The organism is Mycobacterium sp. 852014-52450_SCH5900713 (assembly GCF_001667075.1).
Taxonomy (GTDB): Bacteria; Actinomycetota; Actinomycetes; order Mycobacteriales; family Mycobacteriaceae; genus Mycobacterium.
Genome location: NZ_LZIL01000065.1, coordinates 61300 through 83698, shown reverse-complemented (window position 1 = coordinate 83698; position 22399 = coordinate 61300). Strand labels below are relative to the sequence as shown.

The 22399-nt window shown below is 67.9% G+C and carries 21 protein-coding genes and 2 tRNA genes; 15 read left to right on the top strand and 8 right to left on the bottom strand.

The genetic code is table 11. The features are described from left to right. Positions 1 to 109 precede the first annotated feature (109 nt). Both serA and A5773_RS19565 read left to right on the top strand, forming a co-directional pair. Positions 110 to 1696 (top strand): phosphoglycerate dehydrogenase, encoded by a 1587-nt coding sequence (gene serA / locus A5773_RS19570; protein WP_066952487.1) that lies wholly within the window; start codon positions 110 to 112, stop codon positions 1694 to 1696. After that, positions 1693 to 2703, top strand: coding sequence for a 3-isopropylmalate dehydrogenase (locus A5773_RS19565; protein WP_067792231.1), 1011 nt, complete (start codon positions 1693 to 1695; stop codon positions 2701 to 2703). The genes serA and A5773_RS19565 overlap by 4 nt, the downstream gene beginning before the upstream one ends. Here the strand turns inward: A5773_RS19565 and A5773_RS19560 are convergent. Further along, on the bottom strand, positions 2603 to 3907 hold the full coding sequence (locus tag A5773_RS19560) for an MFS transporter (RefSeq protein ID WP_066952491.1): 1305 nt from the start codon (positions 3905 to 3907) through the stop codon (positions 2603 to 2605). The genes A5773_RS19565 and A5773_RS19560 overlap by 101 nt on opposite strands. A 95-nt stretch (positions 3908 to 4002) precedes the next feature. Here A5773_RS19560 and A5773_RS19555 point away from each other — a divergent pair, with 95 nt between their 5' ends. The 4 genes from A5773_RS19555 to A5773_RS19540 all read left to right on the top strand — a co-directional run bounded on the left by A5773_RS19555 (position 4003) and on the right by A5773_RS19540 (position 6643). After that, entirely contained in the window at positions 4003 to 4800 is a 798-nt protein-coding gene (locus tag A5773_RS19555; RefSeq protein WP_066952493.1) for a fumarylacetoacetate hydrolase family protein, read from the top strand. Then, the gene (gene gltX, locus A5773_RS19550) at positions 4797 to 6278 is read left to right on the top strand and encodes a glutamate--tRNA ligase (RefSeq protein ID WP_082948309.1); all 1482 of its coding nucleotides are present in this window, start codon (positions 4797 to 4799) and stop codon (positions 6276 to 6278) included. The genes A5773_RS19555 and gltX overlap by 4 nt, the downstream gene beginning before the upstream one ends. A gap of 147 nt (positions 6279 to 6425) precedes the next feature. Beyond that, positions 6426 to 6497, top strand: a tRNA-Gln gene (locus A5773_RS19545). A 73-nt stretch (positions 6498 to 6570) separates the two neighbouring features. Then, a tRNA-Glu gene (locus A5773_RS19540) sits at positions 6571 to 6643 on the top strand. A gap of 7 nt (positions 6644 to 6650) precedes the next feature. Here the strand turns inward: A5773_RS19540 and A5773_RS19535 are convergent. Next, a complete protein-coding gene (locus A5773_RS19535; protein WP_067266114.1) occupies positions 6651 to 7163 on the bottom strand; it encodes a pyridoxamine 5'-phosphate oxidase family protein in 513 nt (170 codons plus the stop codon). A gap of 68 nt (positions 7164 to 7231) precedes the next feature. Beyond that, on the bottom strand, positions 7232 to 7933 hold the full coding sequence (locus A5773_RS19530; protein WP_067266117.1) for an IclR family transcriptional regulator: 702 nt from the start codon (positions 7931 to 7933) through the stop codon (positions 7232 to 7234). 87 nt (positions 7934 to 8020) lie between these two features. Here A5773_RS19530 and leuC point away from each other — a divergent pair, with 87 nt between their 5' ends. The 3 genes from leuC (at position 8021) to A5773_RS19515 (ending at position 10902) form a co-directional block, all read left to right on the top strand. After that, positions 8021 to 9436, top strand: coding sequence for a 3-isopropylmalate dehydratase large subunit (gene leuC / locus A5773_RS19525; protein ID WP_066952688.1), 1416 nt, complete (start codon positions 8021 to 8023; stop codon positions 9434 to 9436). 24 nt (positions 9437 to 9460) lie between these two features. Beyond that, positions 9461 to 10057, top strand: coding sequence for a 3-isopropylmalate dehydratase small subunit (gene leuD / locus A5773_RS19520; RefSeq protein ID WP_066952690.1), 597 nt, complete (start codon positions 9461 to 9463; stop codon positions 10055 to 10057). 212 nt (positions 10058 to 10269) lie between these two features. Continuing rightward, the gene (locus A5773_RS19515; protein WP_066952501.1) at positions 10270 to 10902 is read left to right on the top strand and encodes an HU family DNA-binding protein; all 633 of its coding nucleotides are present in this window, start codon (positions 10270 to 10272) and stop codon (positions 10900 to 10902) included. A gap of 69 nt (positions 10903 to 10971) precedes the next feature. On the opposite strand, the gene A5773_RS19510 is transcribed toward A5773_RS19515, so the two are convergent. The 3 genes from A5773_RS19510 to cofC all read right to left on the bottom strand — a co-directional run bounded on the left by A5773_RS19510 (position 10972) and on the right by cofC (position 14931). After that, entirely contained in the window at positions 10972 to 11913 is a 942-nt protein-coding gene (locus A5773_RS19510; protein WP_066952503.1) for a bifunctional NUDIX hydrolase/histidine phosphatase family protein, read from the bottom strand. An 85-nt stretch (positions 11914 to 11998) separates the two neighbouring features. Next, a complete protein-coding gene (locus A5773_RS19505; RefSeq protein ID WP_067792228.1) occupies positions 11999 to 14188 on the bottom strand; it encodes an RNA degradosome polyphosphate kinase in 2190 nt (729 codons plus the stop codon). A gap of 89 nt (positions 14189 to 14277) precedes the next feature. Next, complete coding sequence (gene cofC, locus A5773_RS19500) at positions 14278 to 14931, bottom strand: 2-phospho-L-lactate guanylyltransferase (RefSeq protein WP_067266125.1); 654 nt, start codon at positions 14929 to 14931, stop codon at positions 14278 to 14280. A gap of 111 nt (positions 14932 to 15042) precedes the next feature. Here cofC and A5773_RS19495 point away from each other — a divergent pair, with 111 nt between their 5' ends. After that, positions 15043 to 16062 (top strand): NAD(P)H-dependent glycerol-3-phosphate dehydrogenase, encoded by a 1020-nt coding sequence (locus tag A5773_RS19495; protein WP_066952508.1) that lies wholly within the window; start codon positions 15043 to 15045, stop codon positions 16060 to 16062. Positions 16063 to 16142: 80 nt separating this feature from the next. Continuing rightward, positions 16143 to 17255, top strand: a complete 1113-nt coding sequence (locus A5773_RS19490) for a D-alanine--D-alanine ligase family protein (protein WP_067266127.1) — start codon at positions 16143 to 16145, stop codon at positions 17253 to 17255. Between the two features lie 216 nt (positions 17256 to 17471). Here A5773_RS19490 and A5773_RS19485 read toward each other — a convergent pair whose 3' ends face one another. Next, a complete protein-coding gene (locus tag A5773_RS19485; protein WP_067266129.1) occupies positions 17472 to 18047 on the bottom strand; it encodes a DUF3515 domain-containing protein in 576 nt (191 codons plus the stop codon). Positions 18048 to 18190: 143 nt separating this feature from the next. On the opposite strand from A5773_RS19485, the gene A5773_RS19480 reads away from it, so the two are divergent. The 4 genes from A5773_RS19480 (at position 18191) to A5773_RS19465 (ending at position 21567) form a co-directional block, all read left to right on the top strand. Continuing rightward, entirely contained in the window at positions 18191 to 19153 is a 963-nt protein-coding gene (locus A5773_RS19480) for a thiamine-phosphate kinase (RefSeq protein ID WP_067792225.1), read from the top strand. A 9-nt stretch (positions 19154 to 19162) separates the two neighbouring features. Further along, positions 19163 to 19876 carry a uracil-DNA glycosylase gene (locus A5773_RS19475; RefSeq protein ID WP_066952516.1) on the top strand — a complete coding sequence of 238 codons (714 nt, stop codon included), beginning with the start codon at positions 19163 to 19165 and terminating at the stop codon, positions 19874 to 19876. Positions 19877 to 19881: 5 nt separating this feature from the next. Beyond that, the gene (locus A5773_RS19470) at positions 19882 to 20808 is read left to right on the top strand and encodes an NADP-dependent oxidoreductase (protein ID WP_067792222.1); all 927 of its coding nucleotides are present in this window, start codon (positions 19882 to 19884) and stop codon (positions 20806 to 20808) included. A 108-nt stretch (positions 20809 to 20916) separates the two neighbouring features. Next, positions 20917 to 21567 (top strand): nitroreductase, encoded by a 651-nt coding sequence (locus A5773_RS19465; RefSeq protein ID WP_067792219.1) that lies wholly within the window; start codon positions 20917 to 20919, stop codon positions 21565 to 21567. Between the two features lies 1 nt (position 21568). Here A5773_RS19465 and A5773_RS19460 read toward each other — a convergent pair whose 3' ends face one another. Continuing rightward, a complete protein-coding gene (locus A5773_RS19460) occupies positions 21569 to 22399 on the bottom strand; it encodes an oxidoreductase (RefSeq protein ID WP_067792216.1) in 831 nt (276 codons plus the stop codon).

Genomic DNA, 22399 nt, shown 5'->3' with positions numbered 1-22399 from the left:
GAGCGCATCCTAGGACCGCGATGACGCGCTCCCCAAGCGCGTGTCGGCGCAGGTGACGGCAGTGGTGAGCCCGTCGATGGCCGTCGAAGGCAGCCGTTAGGCTGGCCGGGTGAATCTGCCTGTTGTATTGATCGCCGACAAACTCGCCCAATCGACTGTCGCCGCCCTGGGAGACCAGGTCGAGGTGCGCTGGGTAGACGGGCCGGACCGGGAAAAGCTGCTGGCCGCGGTGGGCGAGGCCGACGCGCTGCTGGTGCGCTCGGCCACCACCGTCGACGCCGAGGTGCTGGCCGCCGCGCCCAAGCTGAAGATCGTCGCCCGCGCCGGGGTCGGGCTGGACAACGTCGACGTGCCCGCCGCGACTGAGCGCGGCGTGCTGGTGGTCAACGCCCCCACCTCCAACATCCACAGCGCCGCCGAGCACGCGTTGGCGCTGCTCTTGGCCGCTGCCCGGCAGATCCCGGCGGCCGACGCCTCGCTGCGCGAGCACGCCTGGAAGCGGTCATCGTTCAACGGCACCGAGATTTTCGGCAAGACGGTCGGGGTGGTGGGGCTGGGCCGGATCGGGCAGTTGGTCGCTCAACGGTTGACGGCCTTCGGCACCCACCTCGTCGCCTACGATCCGTACGTCTCGCCGGCCCGGGCCGCTCAGCTGGGCATCGAACTGCTGCCCCTCGACGACCTCCTCGGCCGCGCCGACTTCATCTCGGTGCACCTGCCGAAGACGCCCGAGACGGCGGGGCTGATCGGTAAGGAGGCGCTGGCGAAGACCAAGCCGGGCGTCATCATCGTCAACGCCGCCCGCGGCGGCCTGGTGGACGAGGCCGCGCTGGCCGAAGCGGTGAGCAGCGGACACGTCCGCGCGGCCGGTATCGACGTCTTCGCGAAGGAGCCGTGCACCGATAGCCCGCTGTTCGAGCTGCCGCAGGTGGTGGTCACGCCGCACCTGGGCGCGTCCACCTCCGAGGCCCAGGACCGGGCGGGCACCGACGTCGCCGCAAGCGTGAAGCTCGCGCTGGCCGGTGAATTCGTCCCCGACGCCGTCAACGTCGGCGGCGGCGCGGTCAACGAAGAGGTGGCGCCCTGGCTGGACCTGGTGCGCAAGCTCGGGGTGCTGGCCGCCTCGCTGTCCGACGGGCCGCCGGTTTCGGTTTCGGTCCAGGTACGCGGCGAGCTGGCCTCCGAAGACGTTGAGGTGCTGAAGCTTTCGGCTCTGCGCGGTCTGTTCTCGGCGGTGGTCGAGGGGCCGGTCACGTTCGTCAACGCACCGGCGCTGGCCGAAGAGCGCGGCGTCACCGCCGAACTCGCCAAGGCCTCGGAGAGCCCGAACCACCGCAGCGTCGTCGACGTGCGCGCAGTAGCCCCCGACGGCACCGCCGTCAACGTCGCCGGAACCCTGTCCGGCCCGCAGCTGGTGGAGAAGATCGTGCAGATCAACGGCCGCAACTTCGACCTGCGGGCACGGGGCACCAACCTGGTGATCAACTACGTCGACCAGCCCGGGGCGCTGGGCAAGATCGGCACCCTGCTCGGCTCGGCGGGCGTGAACATCCAAGCCGCGCAACTCTCCGAGGATGCCGAGGGCCCGGGTGCGACGATCCTGCTGCGGCTGGACCGCGACGTGCCGAGCGAGGTGCGGTCGGCGATCGGCGCGGCGGTGGGCGCCAACAAGCTTGAGGTGGTTGATCTGTCGTGAAACTCGCGGTTATCGGCGGCGACGGTATCGGGCCGGAAGTGACAGCCGAGGCGCTCAACGTCCTTGACGCGGTGTTGCCCGGTGTCGAGAAGACCGATTACAACCTGGGCGCCCGGCGTTTTCACGCCAGCGGTGAGTTGCTGCCGGAATCGGTGCTCGCCGAGCTGCGCCAGCACGACGCCATCCTGCTCGGGGCGATCGGCGATCCGTCTGTGCCCAGCGGTGTGCTGGAGCGGGGTCTGTTGCTGCGCCTGCGTTTTGAGCTGGACCATCACGTCAACCTGCGGCCGGGACGGCTGTATCCCGGTGTGAGCAGCCCGCTCGCCGGAAATCCGCACATCGATTTCGTGGTGGTGCGCGAGGGAACCGAGGGTCCCTACACCGGCACCGGCGGCGCGATCCGCACCGGAACGCCGCATGAGGTGGCCACCGAGGTGAGCCTGAACACCGCCTTCGGCGTGCGCCGTGTGGTGGCCGACGCCTTCGAACGGGCCCAGCGCCGCCGCAAGCACCTGACGCTGGTGCACAAGACCAATGTGCTGACCTTCGCGGGGAAGCTGTGGTCGCGGATCGTGGCCGAGGTCGGGGAGGGCTACCCCGACGTCGAGGTCGCTTACCAACACGTCGACGCCGCCACCATCTTCATGGTCACCGACCCCGGTCGCTTCGACGTGATCGTCACCGACAACCTGTTCGGTGACATCATCACCGACTTGGCGGCGGCGGTGTGCGGCGGAATTGGCTTGGCCGCCAGCGGAAATATCGACGCCACCCGGACCAACCCGTCGATGTTCGAGCCGGTACACGGCAGCGCGCCGGACATCGCCGGTAAGGGCATCGCCGACCCGACCGCGGCGATCATGTCGGTGGCGTTGCTGCTCGCCCATCTCGGCGAGGACGATGCGGCTAGGCGGGTGGATCGGGCTGTCGAGGCCTACCTGTCAACGCGTGGGAGCGAACGGCTCGCCACCACCGAAGTCGGCGAACGGATTGCCGCCGGGCTGTAGTTTCCAACCCGGGCGGGAGCAACCGCGTCGGCACCAACGGCACGGCGGCCACCGGAAACAGTCCGCACAATATCCACGCGTTCGGGTATTTCGCAGCGGTGATCAACGCACCGAACAGCGGCGGCGCGGCCGCCGCCAACACCCGCTGGGTGGTGTTCTGAATGCCGAGGGCGCGTCCGCTCCAGAACGGCCCGGCGAATTCGGTGATGGCCGTGGCCTCCAAACCGTTGTCCAGCACGGCAATCACCGAAATGGCGACCATCAAGGGCGCCTGCCAACTCGAATTCAGGAAGTCGGCCCAGGCCAGAAGGAAGAGGATGACGGCGGCGGCGCCCGCGATGATGCGGACCGGTCGCATGCGCGAGCCGACGCGGTCGGACCAGCGGCCCACCATGACGCGGCCGATCGCACCCAGCAGCTGCGAAAGGGTCACCAGACTGCCGGCGGCCGCGACCGACCAGTGCAGATTCTTGATCAGCCATACCAGCATGAACGTGACGGTCACCGTCTGCGGGACCATCATCAGGCCCGCCACCGTGTGAATTCGCCACAGCACCAAGGACCCTCGGTACGGGCTGGCGAGTTCGGAATCGGTGGCCTTCTCCCGGGGCTTGCGCGGCGGGTCGATGATGCCGACCGCACTCGCTGCCGCCCCGAACGCGCACGCCAAGGCCGTGAATCTGAGCCCCGCAGCCGGCCCGTGTTCGGCCAGCTCGGGAATCACCAGCGCCCCCAAGGCGATTCCCAGGGGCTGCGCGGTTTGGCGAAAGCCCATGGCCAGGCCGCGTTGGTGCGGCGGGAACCACGCCGACACCAGCCGCCCGCCGGCGGTATTGCAACTGGCCGCCGCCATGCCCCCGAGGAACAGATAGACGGCGATCAACACCATCGAATGCGCCGACGCCGCGGCGTAGGCGGCCACCGCGGTGAGCGCCGAACCCGCGGCCATCACTAGCCGCTCGCCCACGCGGTCGAGCACGTAGCCCCACAGCACCAGTGTCACCACCATGCCCCAGCTCGGCATGGAGGACAGCAGACCGGCTTCATCGAGCGGGATTCCGCGCGCCGTCTGGAGCGAGGGAATCAAAAACGCGACGCCGTTGATGAAGAGGAAGGAACTCGCCGTGGCCACCAGCGATACGACCATGATGGACCAGCGCCCGCGCGCGCCCAGCTCCCGCGTCGTGGCCGTCCCCGTTTGCATCCTTAATGCTTGCACACGCACCGAAAACCGCTGGTAATACTGGTGCGGGAGGTGCCCCCAACAGCTCGCTCGCGACCGTCACTAGGCTCAACGAAATGCGCCTTGGTCGAATCGCCAGCCCGGACGGTGTCGCCTTCGTCAGCATCGAGGGCGAACTCTCCGATCCCGCCGCCATGATCGCCCGCGAAATCGCCGAGCATCCCTTTGGCACGCCGAACTTCACCGGCCGATCATGGCCGCTGGCCGATGTGCGACTGCTGGCTCCGATATTGGCCAGCAAGGTGGTCTGCATCGGCAAGAACTACGCCGATCACATCGCCGAGATGACCGAGCTCACCGGCCCCGCGGCACCGGATCCCATCATCTTCCTCAAGCCCAATACGGCCATCGTCGGCCCGAACGTGCCGATCCGGTTGCCCGCCAACGCATCACCCGTGCACTTCGAGGGCGAGCTGGCCGCGGTCATCGGCCGGCCCTGCAAGGACGTCTCCGCCGCCGAGGCCGCCGACAGCATCCTGGGCTACACCATCGGAAACGACGTGTCGGCCCGCGACCAACAGAAAGCCGACGGCCAATGGACCCGGGCCAAGGGGCACGACACCTTCTGCCCGGTGGGTCCGTGGATCGTCACCGATGCCGATCCGGCTGATCTCGAAATCCGAACCGAGGTCAACGGCGAGGTGAAGCAACACAGCCGTACCTCGCTGATGATCCACGACGTCGGCGCCATCATCGAATGGATCTCGGCCGTGATGACCCTGCTGCCCGGCGACCTCATTCTCACCGGAACGCCGGCCGGGGTCGGTCCGATCGAGGACGGCGACACCGTCTCCATCACCATCGAGGGCATCGGTACCCTCACCAATCCCGTGGTCCGTAAGGGAAAGTCGTGACCCCCGAAACGAAAGTCCGCGTCAGGTTCTGTCCGTCGCCCACCGGCACCCCGCACGTCGGAATGGTCCGCACCGCGCTGTTCAACTGGGCCTACGCGCGGCACACGGGCGGCACCTTCGTCTTCCGCATCGAGGACACCGACGCCGAACGCGACAGCGAGGAAAGCTATCTGGCGCTGCTCGACGCGCTGCGCTGGCTGGGCCTCGACTGGGACGAGGGGCCCGAGGTCGGCGGGCCCTACGGTCCATACCGGCAGTCGCAGCGCAAAGAGATCTACCGCGACGTGGTGGGCAAGCTGCTGGAAGCGGGCGAGGCCTACTACGCCTTCTCGACACCGGAAGAAGTCGAGGCGCGCCACATCGCGGCGGGCCGCAACCCCAAATTGGGATACGACAATTTCGACCGGCAGCTCACCGATGCCCAGCGCGCCGCGTTCCTGGCGGAGGGCCGCAAGCCCGTGGTGCGGCTGCGGATGCCCGATGAGGACCTCGGCTGGCACGATCTCGTGCGCGGACCCACCAATTTCGCCGCGGGCAGCGTGCCGGACTTCGCGTTGACCCGCGCCAACGGAGATCCGTTGTACACCTTGGTCAACCCGTGCGACGACGCGCTGATGAAAATCACCCACGTGCTGCGGGGCGAGGACCTGCTGCCCTCGACGCCGCGGCAGCTCGCGCTGTACCAGTCGCTCATCCGAGTCGGCGTCGCCGAGCGCATCCCGGAGTTCGCGCACCTGCCAACGGTATTGGGGGAGGGGACCAAGAAACTCTCCAAGCGCGACCCGCAGTCGAATCTGTTCGCCCACCGCGACCGGGGTTTCATCCCCGAGGGGCTGCTGAATTATCTCGCGTTGCTCGGCTGGGCGATCGCCGACGACCATGACCTGTTCAGTCTCGACGAAATGGTCGCCGCGTTCGACGTCGTCGACGTCAATTCCAACCCGGCCCGTTTCGATCAGAAGAAGGCCGACGCGCTCAACGGCGAGCACATCCGCATGCTCAAGCCAGCGGATTTCGCGGGCCGGCTGCGCGACTACTTCGACGTCCACGGACATCGCATCGGATTGGATCCGGGTAATTACGAAGCGGCGTTCGCCACCGCCGCCGACCTGGTGCAGACACGCATCGTCGTGCTCGCCGACGCGTGGGAACTGCTCAGGTTCCTCAACGACGACGAATACGCCATCGACCCGAAGGCCGCCGCCAAGGAGCTCGGTCCGGACGCGGCCGCGGTGCTGGACGCCGCACTGGCGGCGCTGGACGGCATGACGGACTGGACCACGGCGCAGATCGAGGCCGCCCTCAAGGGCGCGCTCATCGAAAGCCTGGGCCTCAAACCGCGCAAGGCGTTCGGCCCGATCAGGGTGGCCGCCACGGGAACGACGGTGAGCCCGCCGTTGTTCGAATCGCTGGAGCTGCTCGGCCGTGACCGCAGCTTGCAGCGCCTACGCGCCGCACGCGAAACGGTCGCCGGATAGGCGAAGACCTCGCATGCGAATTGTGCCGGGAGTCTTTGGTAGTCTGCACTGCGGTTCACAAAGGCCGACAACTGTTGGCGGCAGCGGTCTTCCGAGCAGCTCGATAAGGCTCCGAATGACCGCTGACCAGCGGTTTTAGGCAGCCAATGGGGTATGGTGTAATTGGCAACACAGCTGATTCTGGTTCAGCCATTCTAGGTTCGAGTCCTGGTACCCCAGCAAAAATCTCGCCACCTCAAGCGATTAGGTGGGCCTCTGCGTGTGAGCTATGCTGACTCTCCGGATCGTGTCCGGCCCCGTCGTCTAGCGGCCTAGGACGCCGCCCTCTCACGGCGGTAGCGTGGGTTCGAATCCCATCGGGGCTACAAAAATTTATTGGCCGGTGCCCAGCACGGCCGGTGCCGTGGATCCACCCACCGGCATGGCCGGCAGGCCGAGTTTGCGGTGATCCCACGAGCGGGCGCGTTGGGCGACGATGCGCACGCAGACGCGCTTGTTCATCATCTGCTCGACGAACGGCTTCATCTCGTCGGTGTAGGGCCCGGTGTACCGCTCGAACACGCTGACCCCGACCCGGTGTGAGACGTCGGGGTCGTCGACGATCTCGGCGACGCCCTCGAAGGAAACTCCACGCAGGGTGTCGTAGGTATCGCCGTCCTCGATCAGGAAGCTCACCCGGGGATCGCGTTTGAGGTTGACGGCCTTCTGCGACTTGGCCTTGGTCTCCAGCCAGATTTCGCCGTCCACGACGGCGTACCACATTGCGGTCAGGTGCGGCTGGCCGTCGGGGCCGATGGTAGCCAGCGTCCCGGTGCGGCTCTTGACGACGAAGTCGGCGATTTCGTCCTCGGACATGACGATGCTCGCGCGCTGATTGGTTCCCATGGCGGCCAGTCTGTCAGGTCGCGAGCGGTCGAGTGTGCGCTGGTGGCAGAGGAAGCGCCCCACCACGTTCAGAGCCGGCGGGTGAGCGCTTCGGCCGCGGACAGCAGATCGGCAGCCCAGCGCGCACCGGGGCGCCGGCCGATGCGGTCGACGGGTCCCGACACCGAGATGGCGGCGATGACGGCACCGCGGCCGTCGCGCACGGGAACCGACACGCTCGCCACCCCGGGCTCGCGCTCGGCCACGCTTTGCGCCCAGCCGCGCCGCCGCACTTCGGCCAGGGTGCGCTCGGTGAATTTCGCCGCCGGTAGCACCGCTTTTTGCGTCGCCGCGTCGCTGTGGGCCAGCAGCACCTTGGCGCCCGAGCCCGCCGTCATCGGCAATCGCGCCCCGACGGGGACCGTATCGCGAAGGCCCGCAGCGGGTTCCAGGGCGGCCACGCAGACTCGTTCGGTGCCCTCGCGGCGGTACAGCTGCACGCTTTCGCCGGTGGCCTCGCGCAACAAGGGAAGCACCCCGGCGCTGGCGGCCAGCAGCGGATCGTTGACATGGGCGGCGAGCTCGGTGAGGGCCGGACCGAGTCCCCAGCGTCCTTCGTCGTCGCGGGCCAGCAGGCGATGGATCTCCAGCGCCGCTGCCAGCCGATACGCGGTGGCCCTGGGCAGTCCGGTTCTTTCGCACAGTTCGGCCAATCCGCACGGGGATTGGCCGATGGTGTGCAGGACGTCCACGGCTTTGTCGAGGACGCCGATGCCGCTATGCTGTCTCACAAGGAGATACTAGCGTCTCGCATTCTGAGATCACAGCCCATGGTCGATCCGCGAGCCGCAGATGAGGGAATCGAGGCGAATTTTCAGATGGGATCCGGCAAGCCGCGCACCCTGGCCGAAAAGGTCTGGGAAGACCACGTTGTGGATAAAGGGAGCGATGACGCGCCCGACCTGATCTACATCGATCTGCATCTGGTGCACGAGGTCACCAGCCCGCAGGCCTTCGACGGGCTGCGGCTGGCCGGCCGGCCGGTGCGTCGGCCCGATCTGACGCTAGCCACCGAGGATCACAACGTGCCCACCGTCGACATCGACAAGCCGATCGCCGACCCGGTGTCGCGCATCCAGGTCGAGACGTTGCGCCGCAACTGCGCCGAATTCGGCATTCGCCTTTATCCGATGGGCGATATCGAGCAGGGCATCGTGCATGTCGTCGGGCCGCAATTGGGGCTGACCCAACCGGGAATGACCGTTGTCTGTGGTGATAGTCACACGTCGACGCACGGCGCATTCGGCGCACTGGCAATGGGCATTGGCACATCGGAGGTCGAGCACGTGCTCGCCACCCAGACTTTGCCGCTGCGGCCGTTCAAAACGATGGCGGTCAATGTCGACGGCGAATTGCCCGCCGGTGTGACGGCCAAGGACATCATTCTTGCCTTGATCGCCAAGATCGGCACCGGCGGCGGGCAGGGGCACGTCATCGAATACCGCGGCAGCGCCATCGAATCGCTGTCGATGGAAGGCCGGATGACGATCTGCAACATGAGCATCGAGGCCGGTGCCCGAGCGGGCATGGTGGCCCCGGACGCCACCACCTTCGAATTCCTGCGCGACAAGCCGCACGCGCCGCAGGGGCCGCAATGGGACGCGGCGATGCGCTATTGGCAGGAGCTGCACACCGACCCCGGTGCCGTCTTCGACACCGAGGTGCACCTCGACGCAACATCGTTGAGCCCGTTCGTGACGTGGGGAACCAACCCTGGGCAGGGCGTGCCGCTGGCCGCGGCCGTTCCCGACCCGGAGCTGATGACCGGCGACGCCGAGCGGCAGGCCGCCGAGAAAGCCTTGGCTTACATGAACCTTCGGCCGGGCACTCCGATGCGCGATATCGCGGTCGACACCGTGTTCGTGGGCTCTTGTACCAACGGTCGTATCGAAGACCTGCGGGTGGTCGCCGACGTGCTGCGCGGTCGCAAGCTGGCGCCCGGGGTGCGGATGCTCGTGGTGCCCGGGTCCATGCGGGTGCGCGCGCAGGCCGAAGCCGAAGGGCTGGGCGAGGTTTTCACCGCAGCGGGCGCCGAATGGCGACAGGCGGGCTGCTCGATGTGCCTGGGAATGAACCCGGACCAGCTGGCGCCGGGGGAGCGGTGCGCGGCGACGTCCAACCGCAACTTCGAAGGGCGCCAGGGGAAAGGCGGCCGCACGCATCTGGTGTCGCCGGCCGTGGCCGCCGCGACGGCGGTTCGCGGCACATTGTCTGCCCCGGCCGATTTGACCTGACCCAATCGAGAAGAAGAGATGAGCATGGAAGCATTTCACTCCCACACCGGTATCGGTGTGCCGTTGCGGCGGTCCAATGTCGACACCGATCAGATCATTCCTGCGGTGTATTTGAAGCGGGTCACCCGAACCGGTTTCGAGGACGGGTTGTTCGCCAGCTGGCGCTCGGATCCCTCATTCATCCTCAACCTCAGCCCCTTTGACCGTGGGACCGTCCTGGTCGCCGGCCCGGATTTCGGGACGGGCTCGTCGCGCGAGCACGCGGTGTGGGCGCTCATGGACTACGGGTTCCGGGTGGTCATCTCGTCTCGATTCGGTGACATCTTCCGGGGCAACGCCGGCAAGGCGGGCCTCTTGGCGGCCGAAGTTTCTCAGGACGGCGTGGAACTCCTTTGGAAGCTCATCGAGCAGAGCCCGGGACTGGAAATCACTGCCAATCTTCAAGATCGAAATATCACCGCGGGAACGACGGTGTTGCCGTTCAAGATTGACGACCACACCGCCTGGCGACTGCTCGAAGGCCTCGACGATATAGCCCTTACGCTGCGGAAACTCGACAAAATCGAATCTTACGAGGCCACCTATCCGCGGTGGAAACCGCGCACTCTGCCCGCCTCCTGAACGGTCGAGAACGCCGGAATTTCTTCTCGCTCACCTAACTAAACCGGGCCGATTTCCAAGTCCCGCCACCGGTCAAGGGCGGCAACCGGATTGCGAAACCTCGGATTGTCCGACCCTGAAATTGCGCGTGGCTCTTGGAAATTTGCTGGGTGAGGGTTTACCGTGTGCACTAGTCGGTTCAAATCGAGGACCACTAGCGTCGGAGGGATTGGATGAATAAGGCAGAGCTCATAGATGTGCTCACTCAAAAATTGAACACCGACCGTCGGCAGGCAACCGCCGCCGTCGAGAACGTCGTCGACACCATTGTGCGTGCCGTGCACAAGGGCGACAGCGTCACCATTACCGGGTTCGGTGTTTTCGAGCAACGGCGCCGCGCGGCCCGGGTGGCCCGCAACCCGCGTACCGGCGAGACGGTGAAGGTGAAGCCGACCTCCGTCCCGGCGTTCCGTCCTGGTGCTCAATTCAAAGCGGTTGTCTCTGGCGCACAGCGTCTCCCGTCGGAAGGACCTGCAGTGAAGCGTGGTGTAGTGGCAAGCGGCGCGGCCAAGAAGACCGCCGCCAAGAAGGCTCCCGCCAAGAAGGCCGCGGCGAAGAAGGCTCCCGCCAAGAAGGCCGCGGCGAAGAAGGCTCCCGCCAAGAAGGCTCCGGCCAAGAAGGCCGCGACCAAGGCTCCGGCCAAGAAGACCGTGGCGAAGAAGGCTCCCGCCAAGAAGACCGCGGCGAAGAAGGTCGTGGCGAAGAAGGCTCCGGCCAAGAAGGCCGCGACCAAGGCTCCGGCCAAGAAGACCGCGGCGAAGAAGGCTCCCGCCAAGAAGGCCACCGCGCGTCGCGGTCGCCGTTAAGGCAACAGCCGAGTTCTCAACGCGAATACCCTTCGGGCCGCAGCGGTGCGCCCGAAGGGTATTCGTGTGTCAGGCCCGCACGTTGGCGGCCAGCGCGCCGCCGATGTGGTCGGCCGCCACCAGTCGGCCACCCGATAGTGAGAGCACCCAGGTGCTGCCTTTGTGGTTGCGCGACTTGTCGGGACGTATCCCGTCCCGTTCGCACCACCAGGAGATCAAGTCCGGGATCACCTTGCCCTGAGTGCAAATGACCGGTGTGCCTTGCTGCTCGGCGATCTCGAGCATTCGGTGCCGGCCACGTTTGGGGCTCTTGCCGTAGGCCTCCTCGGTGAGGGTCGGCTCGTTGTGCACCGTCACGCCCAATTCCTCGGCCAGCGGTTCCACCGTCTGGTGGCAGCGCAGGCGGTCGGCCGCGTACACGTCGGTGGCGCCGAAGGCCAGCAGCTGCGGAACCAGCGCCTCGGCCTGCGCGCGTCCCCGTTTGTCCAGCGGTCGCTGGGTGTCGTCGCCCTTGAACCGTGATTTCCGTCCCGCCGTGCCATGCCGCACCACCACCACCGAATGCGTGTCGGCGGGGTGTTTCATGAAGTGGCGCAACATCTTTCGGTCATGTGAATAACTGAGCTTCTTGAGCGCCTCGGGCATCGGCAGCCAGACCAGTTCGTCGACCTCGTTGCCGGGGATGAAGTCCCCGCCGGTGCTGCGCGCCGCCCAGTAGTAGACCTTCTTGACGCCCGCCTCGATCGGGTAACTCACCATGTCGAGCCGCCGGCCCAGGACCGCATGCTGCCCGGTCTCCTCGCACACTTCCCGCACCGCGGCGACGGGCGCCGTCTCGCCCGGGTCTACCTTGCCCTTCGGCAGTGACCAGTCGTCGTAGCGGGGGCGGTGGATCACCGCGAGCTCGAGGCCGGGGTTGGAGGAATCCGTCGGCCGCCACAAGACCGCGCCGGCGGCGTACACGATCCGGCTTCCCGGACGCCGAGCGGTGGATGAGCTCTTGGTCGGCAACTCAACTCCTGCAGGTCAATTCGGTCGGGACCGCGCACACGTTTGCGATGCGGCCGGAGAACAACCGTAAATCACCACGCAGGGGCTACGGACTGCGGTGTCGCTCCATCAACGACACTTGGTGATCGCGCACGGTGTGGCCGTCCTGCGGTGACGCGATCCACTGTCCGTCGGCCCCCAGCTCCCAGCACCGGGTGGACGGGTCCAGCGCGGACTCGAACAGGTCGTCCAGGTATGAGGTCAGCCGGGGATCTTTCACTTGAACCAGCGCCTCGACGCGCCGGTCGAGGTTGCGGTGCATCATGTCCGCGCTGCCGATCCAGAACTCGTTGATGCGATTGAAATGCATGATGCGGGAATGCTCCAGGAAGCGACCGAGAATCGAACGGACCGTGATGTTCTCCGAGAATCCTTCGGCGCCGGGGCGCAGCGCGCAGATGCCGCGCACCACCACCTCTACCCGCACGTCCGCCAGCGACGCACGGTACAGCGCGTCGATGACCTGCTCGTCGACGAGCGCATTCATCTTGAGCCGGATCCGCCCGCCGCCGTGCTCGCGGTGGGCGGCGATCTCACGCTCGACGCGTTCGATGATGCCGGTGCGAATGCTGTGCGGGGCGACCAGAAGGTTGCGGTAGGAGACCTTGCGGGAGTAGCCGGTCAGCGAATTGAACAGGTCCGTCAGGTCGGCCCCGATCTCGGGAGACGCGGTCAGCAGGCCGACGTCCTCGTACAGTCGCGCCGTCTTTCCGTTGTAGTTGCCGGTTCCGATGTGGCAGTAGCGCCGGATCGTCGAACCCTCGCGGCGGACCACCAGGCAGGTCTTGCAGTGCGTCTTGAGTCCGACGTACCCGTAAACGACGTGCACGCCCGCCTGTTCCAGCTCGCGCGCCCAGCGGATGTTGGCCTGCTCGTCGAAGCGCGCCTTGATCTCCACGAGCGCCACCACTTGCTTGCCGGCCTCGGCGGCGTTGATGAGCGCCCGAACGATGGGCGAATCGCCGGATGTGCGGTACAGCGTCTGCTTGATCGCCAGCACATTGGGGTCGGCGGCGGCCTGCTCGATGAATCGCTGCACGCTGGTGGAGAACGACTCATAAGGATGATGCAGCAGCACATCGCCTTCGCGCAGCGTGGCGAAGATGCTCCTGGGCGTCTCGCGGTCGACGAATGCGGGACTGGTTGCCGGAACGAACGCCGGGTCCTTGAGCGCCGGCCGGTCGAGGCTGTAGACCTGCCACAACGACGACAGATCGAGCAGGCCGGGCACCTCGATGACGTCGCCCGGGTTCACGTCGAGTTCGCGCAGCAGCAGTTCCAGCATGCTCTCGGTCATGTCGTTGGCGACCTCTAGTCGCACCGGCGACCCGAACCGCCTGCGCGCCAATTCCCGTTCCAGCGCTTGCAGCAGGTCCTCGTCGCGGTCCTCTTCGACCTCGTAGTCCGCGTTGCGGGTAATGCGGAAAGCGTGATGCTGGACGATCTCCATGCCGGGGAACAGCACCGGCAGGAAGGCCGCGATCAGCTCTTCCATTGGCAGGTAGCGAATTATGGTGGGGCCTTCGCTGTCCTCCGTATCGCGTGCGCCCAGCTCCACGAAGCGATTGACGTTGTTGGGCACCTTGACTCGCGCGAAATGTTGGCCGCCTTCCTCGGGCTGGCGCACCATGACCGCCAGGTTCAGGCTCAGCCCACTGACGAACGGGAAGGGGTGAGCGGGATCGACGGCGAGCGGCGTGAGAACGGGAAAGACTTGTTCGTGGAAATAGGTGGACAGTTCGTCGCGTTCACCCTGATCCAAATCGGCCCAGGTGACTATATGTATGCCTTCCCCGGCGAGCGCCGGTCGCACCGAATCGAGGAACACCCGCGCATGCCGGGTCGCGATCCGCTGCGTCTGTTCACCGATGAGGGCCAGTTGCTCGCGCGGCGTCAGGCCGTCGGCGGAGCGCACGGACAGCCCCATCTCGTCGCGACGCTTGAGGCCGGCGACCCGGACCATGTAGAACTCGTCGAGGTTGGAGGCGAAGATCGCCAGAAACTTGGCCCGCTCCAACAACGGCAACGAGTTGTCGGCGGCCAGCGACAGCACCCGGGCATTGAAGTCCAGCCAGCTCAGCTCCCGGTTGAGATAGCGGTCCTCCGGCAGGTCAGTGAGTGCGGCGTGCGTCGCGGCGGGCGGCGCTGCCACAGCCGAGTCGCCCTGATGCCACACGTTCTCTTCGGGGCGCGCCTCAGCTTCGATTTCAGTCACCCTGCGATCATTGCTCATCACGCGCCGATGCTGCTAGCGCTCGACGGACATCCATTCGCCGTTGGGTCGTCGTTAACCGCGTGGACAGGTACGCCGCGTCGACGGATGAGTCACTGCTGGGCGAGGGCACGAGCGGTCGCCGCACCCACCCCCAGCCGGCGCGCGGTGGCGAGGTCGTCGGGAGTGTCGACGTCACAGCGCAGGCCCGGCCACGCACCGGTCAGCTCTATCGCACCCGAACGTCGGTGTCGCGCCGACGAATCGGAACCGAACTGCGGATCGAGCGGAGCGCCGAAGGCGAAGAGCGCGGCGGTTCCCGTCGCCAGCCGGTCGGCGACGAAGCTGCGCCGGTGATGACGCGCGGCGGCGATCGCCTCGGCCAGCTCCTGCGTTTGAAGCGCCGGCAAATCGCCTTGCAGCACAACGACATTCGGGAAAAAACCGCCCACCGCCCGTTCCGCGGTGGCGATGGCGTTGTTGAGGGGGTCGCCGTGCCCCTCGGGCGTCGGGTCGTTGAGCACCTCGGCGCCCAGCTCGGTCGCCGCGGCGGCCGCTGCCTCGTCGGGCGTGATGACGGTGATCGAGCCCAGTGAACCGACGCGGCCCGCGGCGGTCAGGGTGTCTATCAACATGGCCAGCACCACGCCCTCCCGGGTGCGTGCCGAGAACACCGGGGCCAGCCTCGTCTTGGCCGCGGCCAACCGCTTGACCGCGACGATCAGGGCAACGTCTCTACCCGCATCGTCGGCTCGTGTGCCGCTCATGAGATCTCATCCTGCCAGCGACCGCTGAAGGCGGACGCCCTAGCTCGCGTGACGGCCGCTGATCTAGGGTGTAGCGGCTGCAACACGGGAGACGACAGACGGGGATAGCGGATGACCGGTTCGAAGGGCGCCGTCGCGGTCATGGGTGCCGGGGCGTGGGGCACCGCGCTGGCCAAGGTGCTCGTCGAGGCCGGCGAACCCGACGCGGAGGTCATGCTGTGGGCCCGTCGGTCCGAGGTCGCCGACCGGATCAACGCCTCCCGCTCCAACCCCGACTATCTGCCCGGCGCGACACTGCCGGCGAACGTCCGCGCGACCACCGACGCCGCCGAGGCGCTGGGCTTTGCCTCGACGGTGCTGCTGGCGGTTCCCGCGCAGACGATGCGGGCCAACCTCGAGGCGTGGGCGCCGTTGATACCCGACGGCGCCACCCTGGTCAGCCTGGCCAAGGGCATCGAGCTGGGCACGCTGATGCGGATGAGTCAGGTCATCGTTTCGGTGACGGGTGTCGATCCCGCTCAGGTCGCGGTCGTCTCGGGGCCCAACCTGGCCAGCGAGATCGCCGAATGTCAGCCCGCCGCCACCGTCGTCGCGTGCAGCGACTCCGGGCGCGCGGTCGCCCTGCAGCGCATGCTGAACACCGGGTATTTCCGCCCGTACACCAACAGCGATGTCGTCGGCACCGAGGTCGGCGGGGCGTGCAAGAACGTCATCGCGCTCGCGTGCGGCATGGCGGCCGGGGTCGGACTCGGGGAGAACACCGCGGCGGCGATCATCACCCGCGGTCTGGCGGAGATCATGCGGCTGGGCATCGCGCTCGGCGCCAAGGGCACCACCCTGGCCGGGCTGGCCGGGGTGGGTGACCTGGTCGCGACGTGCACGTCGCCGTATTCGCGCAACCGGTCCTTCGGTGAACGCCTGGGTCGCGGCGGGACGATGGAATCGGCGATGCAGGCCAGGGAAGGGCACGTCGTGGAGGGCGTGACATCGAGCGAGTCGGTGCTGGCACTGGCGTCCAGTTACGACGTCGAGATGCCGCTCACCGACGCCGTGCACCGGGTCTGCCACAAGGGGCTGTTGGTGGACGAGGCGATGGCCCTGCTGCTGGGCCGCAGGACCAAGCCCGAGTGACTGCCGCGCGGCGACCGAAACCCCAGCTAGCGGCCCGCCGCCCGGCCCGCGTGCCGCACAACCGGTAGCCTCTCCAGGTTGTGAGTGCCAGCGGAAGCCGCGTTCGCGTCGCCGTCGTCTTCGGCGGGCGCAGCAACGAGCACGCCATCTCGTGCGTGTCCGCGGGCAGCATCCTGCGCAATCTCGACCCCGAGCGGTTCGAGGTGGTCGCGATCGGCATCACCCCGCAAGGGTCGTGGGTGCTCACCGACGGCGACCCGGATGCGCTGGCCATCAGCGACCGGCAGTTGCCGGAGGTGACCGCGCAGTCGGGCACCGAACTGGCCCTGCCGGCGGATCCGCGGCGCAGCGGCCAACTGGTCTCCCTCTCGTCCGGGGCCGGCGAGGTCCTGGCGTCGGTCGACGTGGTGTTCCCGGTGCTGCACGGTCCGTACGGAGAAGACGGCACGATCCAGGGCCTGCTGGAGTTGGCCGGCGTGCCCTATGTCGGCGCCGGCGTGCTGGCCAGCGCGGCGGGCATGGACAAGGAGTTCACCAAGAAGCTGTTCGTCGCCGAAGGCCTGCCGGTCGGCCCGTACGCGGTGCTACGCCCGTCGCGGTCGACCCTGCGACCCGATGAGTGCGAGCGGCTGGGTCTGCCGGTGTTCGTCAAACCCGCCCGGGGTGGCTCCTCGATCGGCGTCACCCGGGTAGCGCGCTGGGAGGACCTCGCCGCCGCTGTCGCGGTGGCGCGTCGGCACGACCCGAAAGTGATCGTGGAGGCGGCGATCACCGGTCGCGAGCTGGAGTGCGGCGTGCTCGAAATGCCCGATGGCACAATAGAAGCCAGCACATTGGGCGAGATCCGGGTGGCCGGGGTGCGGGGACGTGAGGATTCGTTTTACGACTTCGCCACCAAATATCTGGATGACGCAGCGGAATTGGACGTGCCCGCCAAGGTTGACGACGATATCGCCGACACCATCCGGCATTTGGCGATCCGGGCCTTCAACGCCATCGACTGTCAGGGGTTGGCCCGGGTCGACTTCTTCCTCACCGATGACGGGCCGGTGCTCAACGAAATCAACACGATGCCCGGGTTCACCACGATTTCGATGTACCCGAGGATGTGGGCTGCCAGCGGCGTGGACTACCCGACCCTGCTGGCGACCATGGTCGAAACGGCGTTGGCCCGGGGCGTGGGCCTGCGCTAGTGGCGATCGCGAGCGCGGCGTAGCCGGGCGATGCGGGTCGCCACCATCGGACTAGTGGTGATCGCGAGCGCGGCGTAGCCGGGCGATGCGGGTCGCCACCATCGGACTAGTGGCGATCGCGAGCGCGGCGTAGGCGGGCGATGCGGGTCGCCACCATCGGACTAGTGGCGATCGCGAGCGCGGCGTAGGCGGGCGATGCGGGTCGCCACCGTCGGACTAGCCCGCCGCCGGCCCCGGGTTGATGGGCACCGCCGCGATGGTGCGGTCGACCACCTCGGAGAGTTGCTGGATCGGCGTCGGGCCCGATCCCGACGGCAACGTGAGCGCCACATACACCGGCCGGTCCACGGTGTACCAGGTCGACCTGCCCGCGTCACCGGCGGATTGCTGTTCGGGGCGCACCGCGAACCACTGCACGCGGTCGACGACCTGAATCGGAGATCCCACGACGAACTCCGCTGGCCGGTCGAGTCCGCAGCGCAGCACGACCGGCTCGCCGTCCGGGCCGGCCCGCCACGCGGCGGCCCCATGGGGCGCCGGTTGGGCGAGGGGCGCGCGCTGATAGTCGCCGAGCCGCTGCGGCAGCGCCCCGGCCAATGCCCGGCAGGCGGGGCTGTCGGCCTGCGGCGCCGGTGCGGCGGGCACGGCGACCGGTTGCGGCGGCGCCTCACGATTCGCCGCGATCACCAGGATCACGCCGATCGCCACGACGGCCACCGCGACCGCCGCAATGATCGCCGCGGGCGGTGGCCCCGTGTCGACGGCGGGGCCGGTATCGGGGTCGGTCGTCACCGCCGCGCACCTCCTATCTCTGGCACAGCGGTGCAGGGTTCTACACTGGCGCGGGCCGCTCGCGCGGGCAGTAAATTAACTTACCGCAGGTCGGCGACCCGTCAGAGGCCCACGCAGGGGACGACAGCGCCGGAGGAGGTGGCGTGCGCGACGACGCATCGGAGCCCACACTGCAGCAGCTCGGGGAGTTCGCCGTCATCGATCGTTTGGTGCGCGGCCGCCGGCAGCCGGCCGCGGTGGCCGTCGGGCCGGGCGACGACGCGGCGGTGGTACAAGCCAGGGACGGCCGCATCGCTGTGTCGACCGACATGCTCGTGCAGGATCGGCATTTTCGGCTGGACTGGTCGACCCCCCGCGACGTCGGCCGCAAGGCCATCGCCCAGAACGCCGCGGACATCGAGGCGATGGGAGCGCGGCCGACGGCCTTCGTGGTCGCGTTCGGCGCGCCCGGTGACACTCGGGCGGCCGACGTCGACGGACTGGTCGGCGGCATGTGGGACGAGGCGCAGCGTATCGGCGCGGGCATCGCCGGCGGCGATCTCGTCAGCTGCCCGCAATGGGTGATCTCCGTGACGGTGCTGGGTGACCTCGATGGCCGCGCGCCGGTGCTGCGGTCCGGGGCGAAAGCGGGCTCGGTGATCGCGGTCGCCGGTGAACTCGGCCGTTCGGCGGCTGGACTTTCGTTATTGGGCAAGGGGATCGAGGGATTCGATCCGCTGCGCCATCGACATCTGGTTCCCCAGCCGCCCTACGGGCAGGGCGTGGCGGCGGCCGCCGGAGGAGCGCAAGCGATGATCGATGTCTCCGACGGCCTGGTCGCCGACCTGCGGCACGTCGCCGAGGCGTCGGCGGTGGCGATGGACTTGTCCACGGCGGCACTGACCGCCGACCACGACTCGCTGACCGCTGCGGCCGCCGCCGCGGGCGCCGACCCATGGTCGTGGGTGCTCGGCGGCGGCGAAGACCACGCCCTGGTGGCCTGTTTCCCCGGCCCCGCGCCCGCCGGATGGCGGATCATCGGACGGGTTCTCGAGGGGAAGGCCGAAGTCCTTGTCGACGGGCAACAGTGGACCGGCTACGCCGGCTGGCAGTCATATGACCGTTAGGGTGGCGCGATGAGCCTTGATGCTTCGAAAGGACCGGTGACGACGGCGCGGCCCCTGAGCGAACTCGTCGAGCAGGGTTGGGCGACCGCGCTGCAACCGGTGGCCGATCAGGTCGCCGCGATGGGCCAATTCTTGCGGGCCGAGATCGCGGCCGGGCGCAGGTACTTACCGGCCGGGCCGAATGTGTTGCGCGCGTTCACCTTTCCCTTCGACAGCGTCCGGGTGTTGATCGTCGGGCAAGACCCGTACCCGACGCCGGGGCACGCGGTGGGCCTGAGTTTTTCGGTGGCCCCGGACGTGCGCCCGTTGCCACGCAGCCTGGCCAACATCTTCGACGAGTACGCCGCCGACCTCGGGCATCCGCAGCCCTCGTCCGGCGACCTGACGCCGTGGGCCGAGCGGGGGGTGATGCTGCTGAACAGGGTGCTCACCGTGCGCCCGAGCAACCCCGCCTCGCACCGGGGGAAGGGCTGGGAGGCGGTGACCGAATGCGCGATCCGTGCGCTGGCGGCGCGCTCGCAGCCGATGGTGGCGATCCTCTGGGGCCGCGACGCCTCGACGCTGAAACCGATTCTGGCCGAGGACAATTGTGTGGCGATCGAGTCGCCACACCCGTCGCCGCTGTCGGCATCTCGGGGATTCTTCGGGTCGCGTCCGTTCAGCCGCGCCAACGAACTGCTCACGGGCATGGGCGCCGATCCCATCGATTGGCGACTGCCTTGACCGAGATGAGGGCTTTGCGGGCGCACCACCGGGGCGGCCCGGAGCAGCTGGTGGTCGAGCCGGCGCCCGTGCCGGCCCCGGCCGCGGGCGAAGTCTTGCTGGCCGTCCACGCCGCCGCCATCACGTTCGATGAGCTGACGTGGGACGAGACCTGGACCCGAGACGGTGTCAGCCGCACGCCGGTGATCCCGTCGCACGAAGTCTCGGGCGTCGTCCGCGAGGCCGCCGCGGGCGTGACGGACTTCGCGCCCGGGGACGAGGTCTACGGCCTGGTCCCGTTCGACCGCGACGGCGCCGCAGCCGAATTCGTCTGCGTCCCCGCGGCCGACCTGGCCGCCAAGCCGTCGACGGTGTCGCACGTCGTCGCCGCCGCGCTGCCGCTGGCCGGCCTGACCGCCCTGCAGGCGTTGGTCGACCACGCGGGCGTGCGCCCGGGTGAGGCCGTGCTGGTGCACGGCGGCGCGGGTGGTGTGGGCGCCTTGACGGTTCAGCTCGCCGCGACGCTGGGCGCGCGCGTCACCGCGACCGTGCGCAGCGACGCCGGTGACCTCGTCCGTGGATTCGGTGCCGTCCGGGTGATCGACGTCCGCACCGAGACAGTCGAAGACGCCGTCTACGACGTCGTGATCGACACCGTCGGCGGTGAGACGCTGGACCGATCGTTTCCGGCGCTCCGCCCGGGTGGGCGGCTGGTCACCCTGTCGGCGCCGCCGCCGGCGGGCGTAGCCGATGAATACGGCGTCAGGGCAACCTTTTTCATCGTCACGCCGAATCGGGATCAGCTGGTCGAGCTAGCGGCGCTGGTTGACCGGGGACAATTGCGGGTGGAGATCGCCGAGACGTTCCCGCTCGAGCAGGGCCGCGAGGCTTTCGAGAGCGGCGGCCGCCCGGGCCGGCGGCCCGGCAAGACGGTCATCGTCGTTCGGGACTAGGGCCTTCTCGGCGATCACGCTGGCGTGACGCTCGGCGACGACCGTCACGCTGGGTGACCCTTGGAAGCGGGAGGCGCTCGTCCGCTCGGCGCCTGACACCATGAAGCTATGTACGACCTCGAAGACACCATTCGGCTGCGGCATTCGACGCGGCTCTTCCTGCCGGACCCGGTACCGCGCCACCTGGTGCAGGAATCGCTGGAGCTGGCGATGCGCGCGCCGTCGAATTCGAACGTGCAGCCATGGCACCTGGTGTTCGTATCCGGTGCGGCCCGGGACCGGTTGGTCGCCGCCATGCTGGAAAAGGCGCGCGCCGAACCGCCCCGCGTCCCGCAACTGCCCGCCGCGTTCGCTCATTTCCGGAGTGACACCGGCGCACACGTTTACGGTTCGATGGGCATCGCCCGCCATGACAGCGAGGCCCGGCGCATCGCCGTCCTGCGCAACTGGGAGTTCTTCCGCGCACCGCTGGGCGGCATCGTGTGCATGCACCGCGACCTCGGTTACGCCGACAGCATGGGCGTCGGCATGTTCCTGCAGACGCTGCTGCTGGCGTTGACCGCACGCGGATTGGGCACCTGCGTGCAGGTGGCCATCGCCGGTTATCCCGACGTCGTGCGCGAGCAGCTCGATATCCCGCCGGAGATGAACATCCTGTGCGGCCTGTCGATCGGTTATTCCGATCCCGATTTTGCCGCCAACAACCTGCACATCGGGCGAGACCCCGTGGACCGGCACGCCGTGTTCCTCGACGAGTGACTTAGGAGCTCTCGAAGTTGACGTCCTTGGTGACGGCTTTCCACTGTTCGATCGACGACGACAGCGCGGCGATCTTGTCGCGCATGGCCTTGAGTACGTCGCGGCCCAGCAGCAGCCGCAGCGGTGGCTCGTCGAGCGTGGTCACCATCAGCACGGCGTCGGCAACCTTTTTGGGGTCACCAGGGAGATGATCGGCGAACTGCTTGATCAGGTCCTTGCGGGCCGCCACGTCGACGTAATCGGCTATCGGGGTGCCCGACTCCTTCATCGACCGCGTCGCCCAGTCGGTGCGGAAGGCGCCCGGCTCGATGGCGGTCACCTTGATCCCGAGCGGCCGCACCTCGGTGGCCAGCGCCTCGGTGATCGCTTCGAGCGCGAATTTCGTCGACGAGTAATACGCGTTGGGCGGGTTGGCGACCAGGCCGGTCATCGACGACATGTTGATGATGTGACCGGATCCGCGGGCCCGCATGGCCGGCAGCACCGCCTTGATCATGTTGACCGCACCGAAGTAGTTGACCTCGAACAGCTTTCGAACCTCGGCGTCCTCGCCCTCCTCCACTGCGGACAGGTAGCCATGACCGGCGTTGTTGACCAGGACGTCGATGCCGCCGAACGCTGCATCGGCCGCCGACACCGCCGCTGCGATCTGGTCGGCGTCGGTCACGTCGAGCGCGACGGCCAGCGCCCGGTCGCCGAACTCGTCGACGAAGTCGCGTACCGAGTCGGTCCGCCGCGCGGTCACCACCGCGCTGTGGCCCGCTTCCAGTGCGGCGCGCGCGATCTCGCGCCCGAAGCCGGTGGAGCATCCGGTGATCAGCCAGCGCGACAT

What these genes read in the sequence shown, in the direction of transcription:
- A5773_RS19560 (WP_066952491.1), bottom strand. Translation starts at nt 3,907, where the DNA reads ATGCAAACGGGGACGGCCACGACGCGGGAGCTGGGCGCGCGCGGGCGC.
- A5773_RS19555 (WP_066952493.1), top strand. Translation starts at nt 4,003, where the DNA reads ATGCGCCTTGGTCGAATCGCCAGCCCGGACGGTGTCGCCTTCGTCAGC.
- A5773_RS19535 (WP_067266114.1), bottom strand. Translation starts at nt 7,163, where the DNA reads ATGGGAACCAATCAGCGCGCGAGCATCGTCATGTCCGAGGACGAAATC.
- leuC (WP_066952688.1), top strand. Translation starts at nt 8,021, where the DNA reads ATGGGATCCGGCAAGCCGCGCACCCTGGCCGAAAAGGTCTGGGAAGAC.
- leuD (WP_066952690.1), top strand. Translation starts at nt 9,461, where the DNA reads ATGGAAGCATTTCACTCCCACACCGGTATCGGTGTGCCGTTGCGGCGG.
- A5773_RS19515 (WP_066952501.1), top strand. Translation starts at nt 10,270, where the DNA reads ATGAATAAGGCAGAGCTCATAGATGTGCTCACTCAAAAATTGAACACC.
- cofC (WP_067266125.1), bottom strand. Translation starts at nt 14,931, where the DNA reads ATGAGCGGCACACGAGCCGACGATGCGGGTAGAGACGTTGCCCTGATC.
- A5773_RS19495 (WP_066952508.1), top strand. Translation starts at nt 15,043, where the DNA reads ATGACCGGTTCGAAGGGCGCCGTCGCGGTCATGGGTGCCGGGGCGTGG.
- A5773_RS19475 (WP_066952516.1), top strand. Translation starts at nt 19,163, where the DNA reads ATGAGCCTTGATGCTTCGAAAGGACCGGTGACGACGGCGCGGCCCCTG.
- A5773_RS19470 (WP_067792222.1), top strand. Translation starts at nt 19,882, where the DNA reads ATGAGGGCTTTGCGGGCGCACCACCGGGGCGGCCCGGAGCAGCTGGTG.
- A5773_RS19465 (WP_067792219.1), top strand. Translation starts at nt 20,917, where the DNA reads ATGTACGACCTCGAAGACACCATTCGGCTGCGGCATTCGACGCGGCTC.
- A5773_RS19460 (WP_067792216.1), bottom strand. Translation starts at nt 22,399, where the DNA reads ATGTCGCGCTGGCTGATCACCGGATGCTCCACCGGCTTCGGGCGCGAG.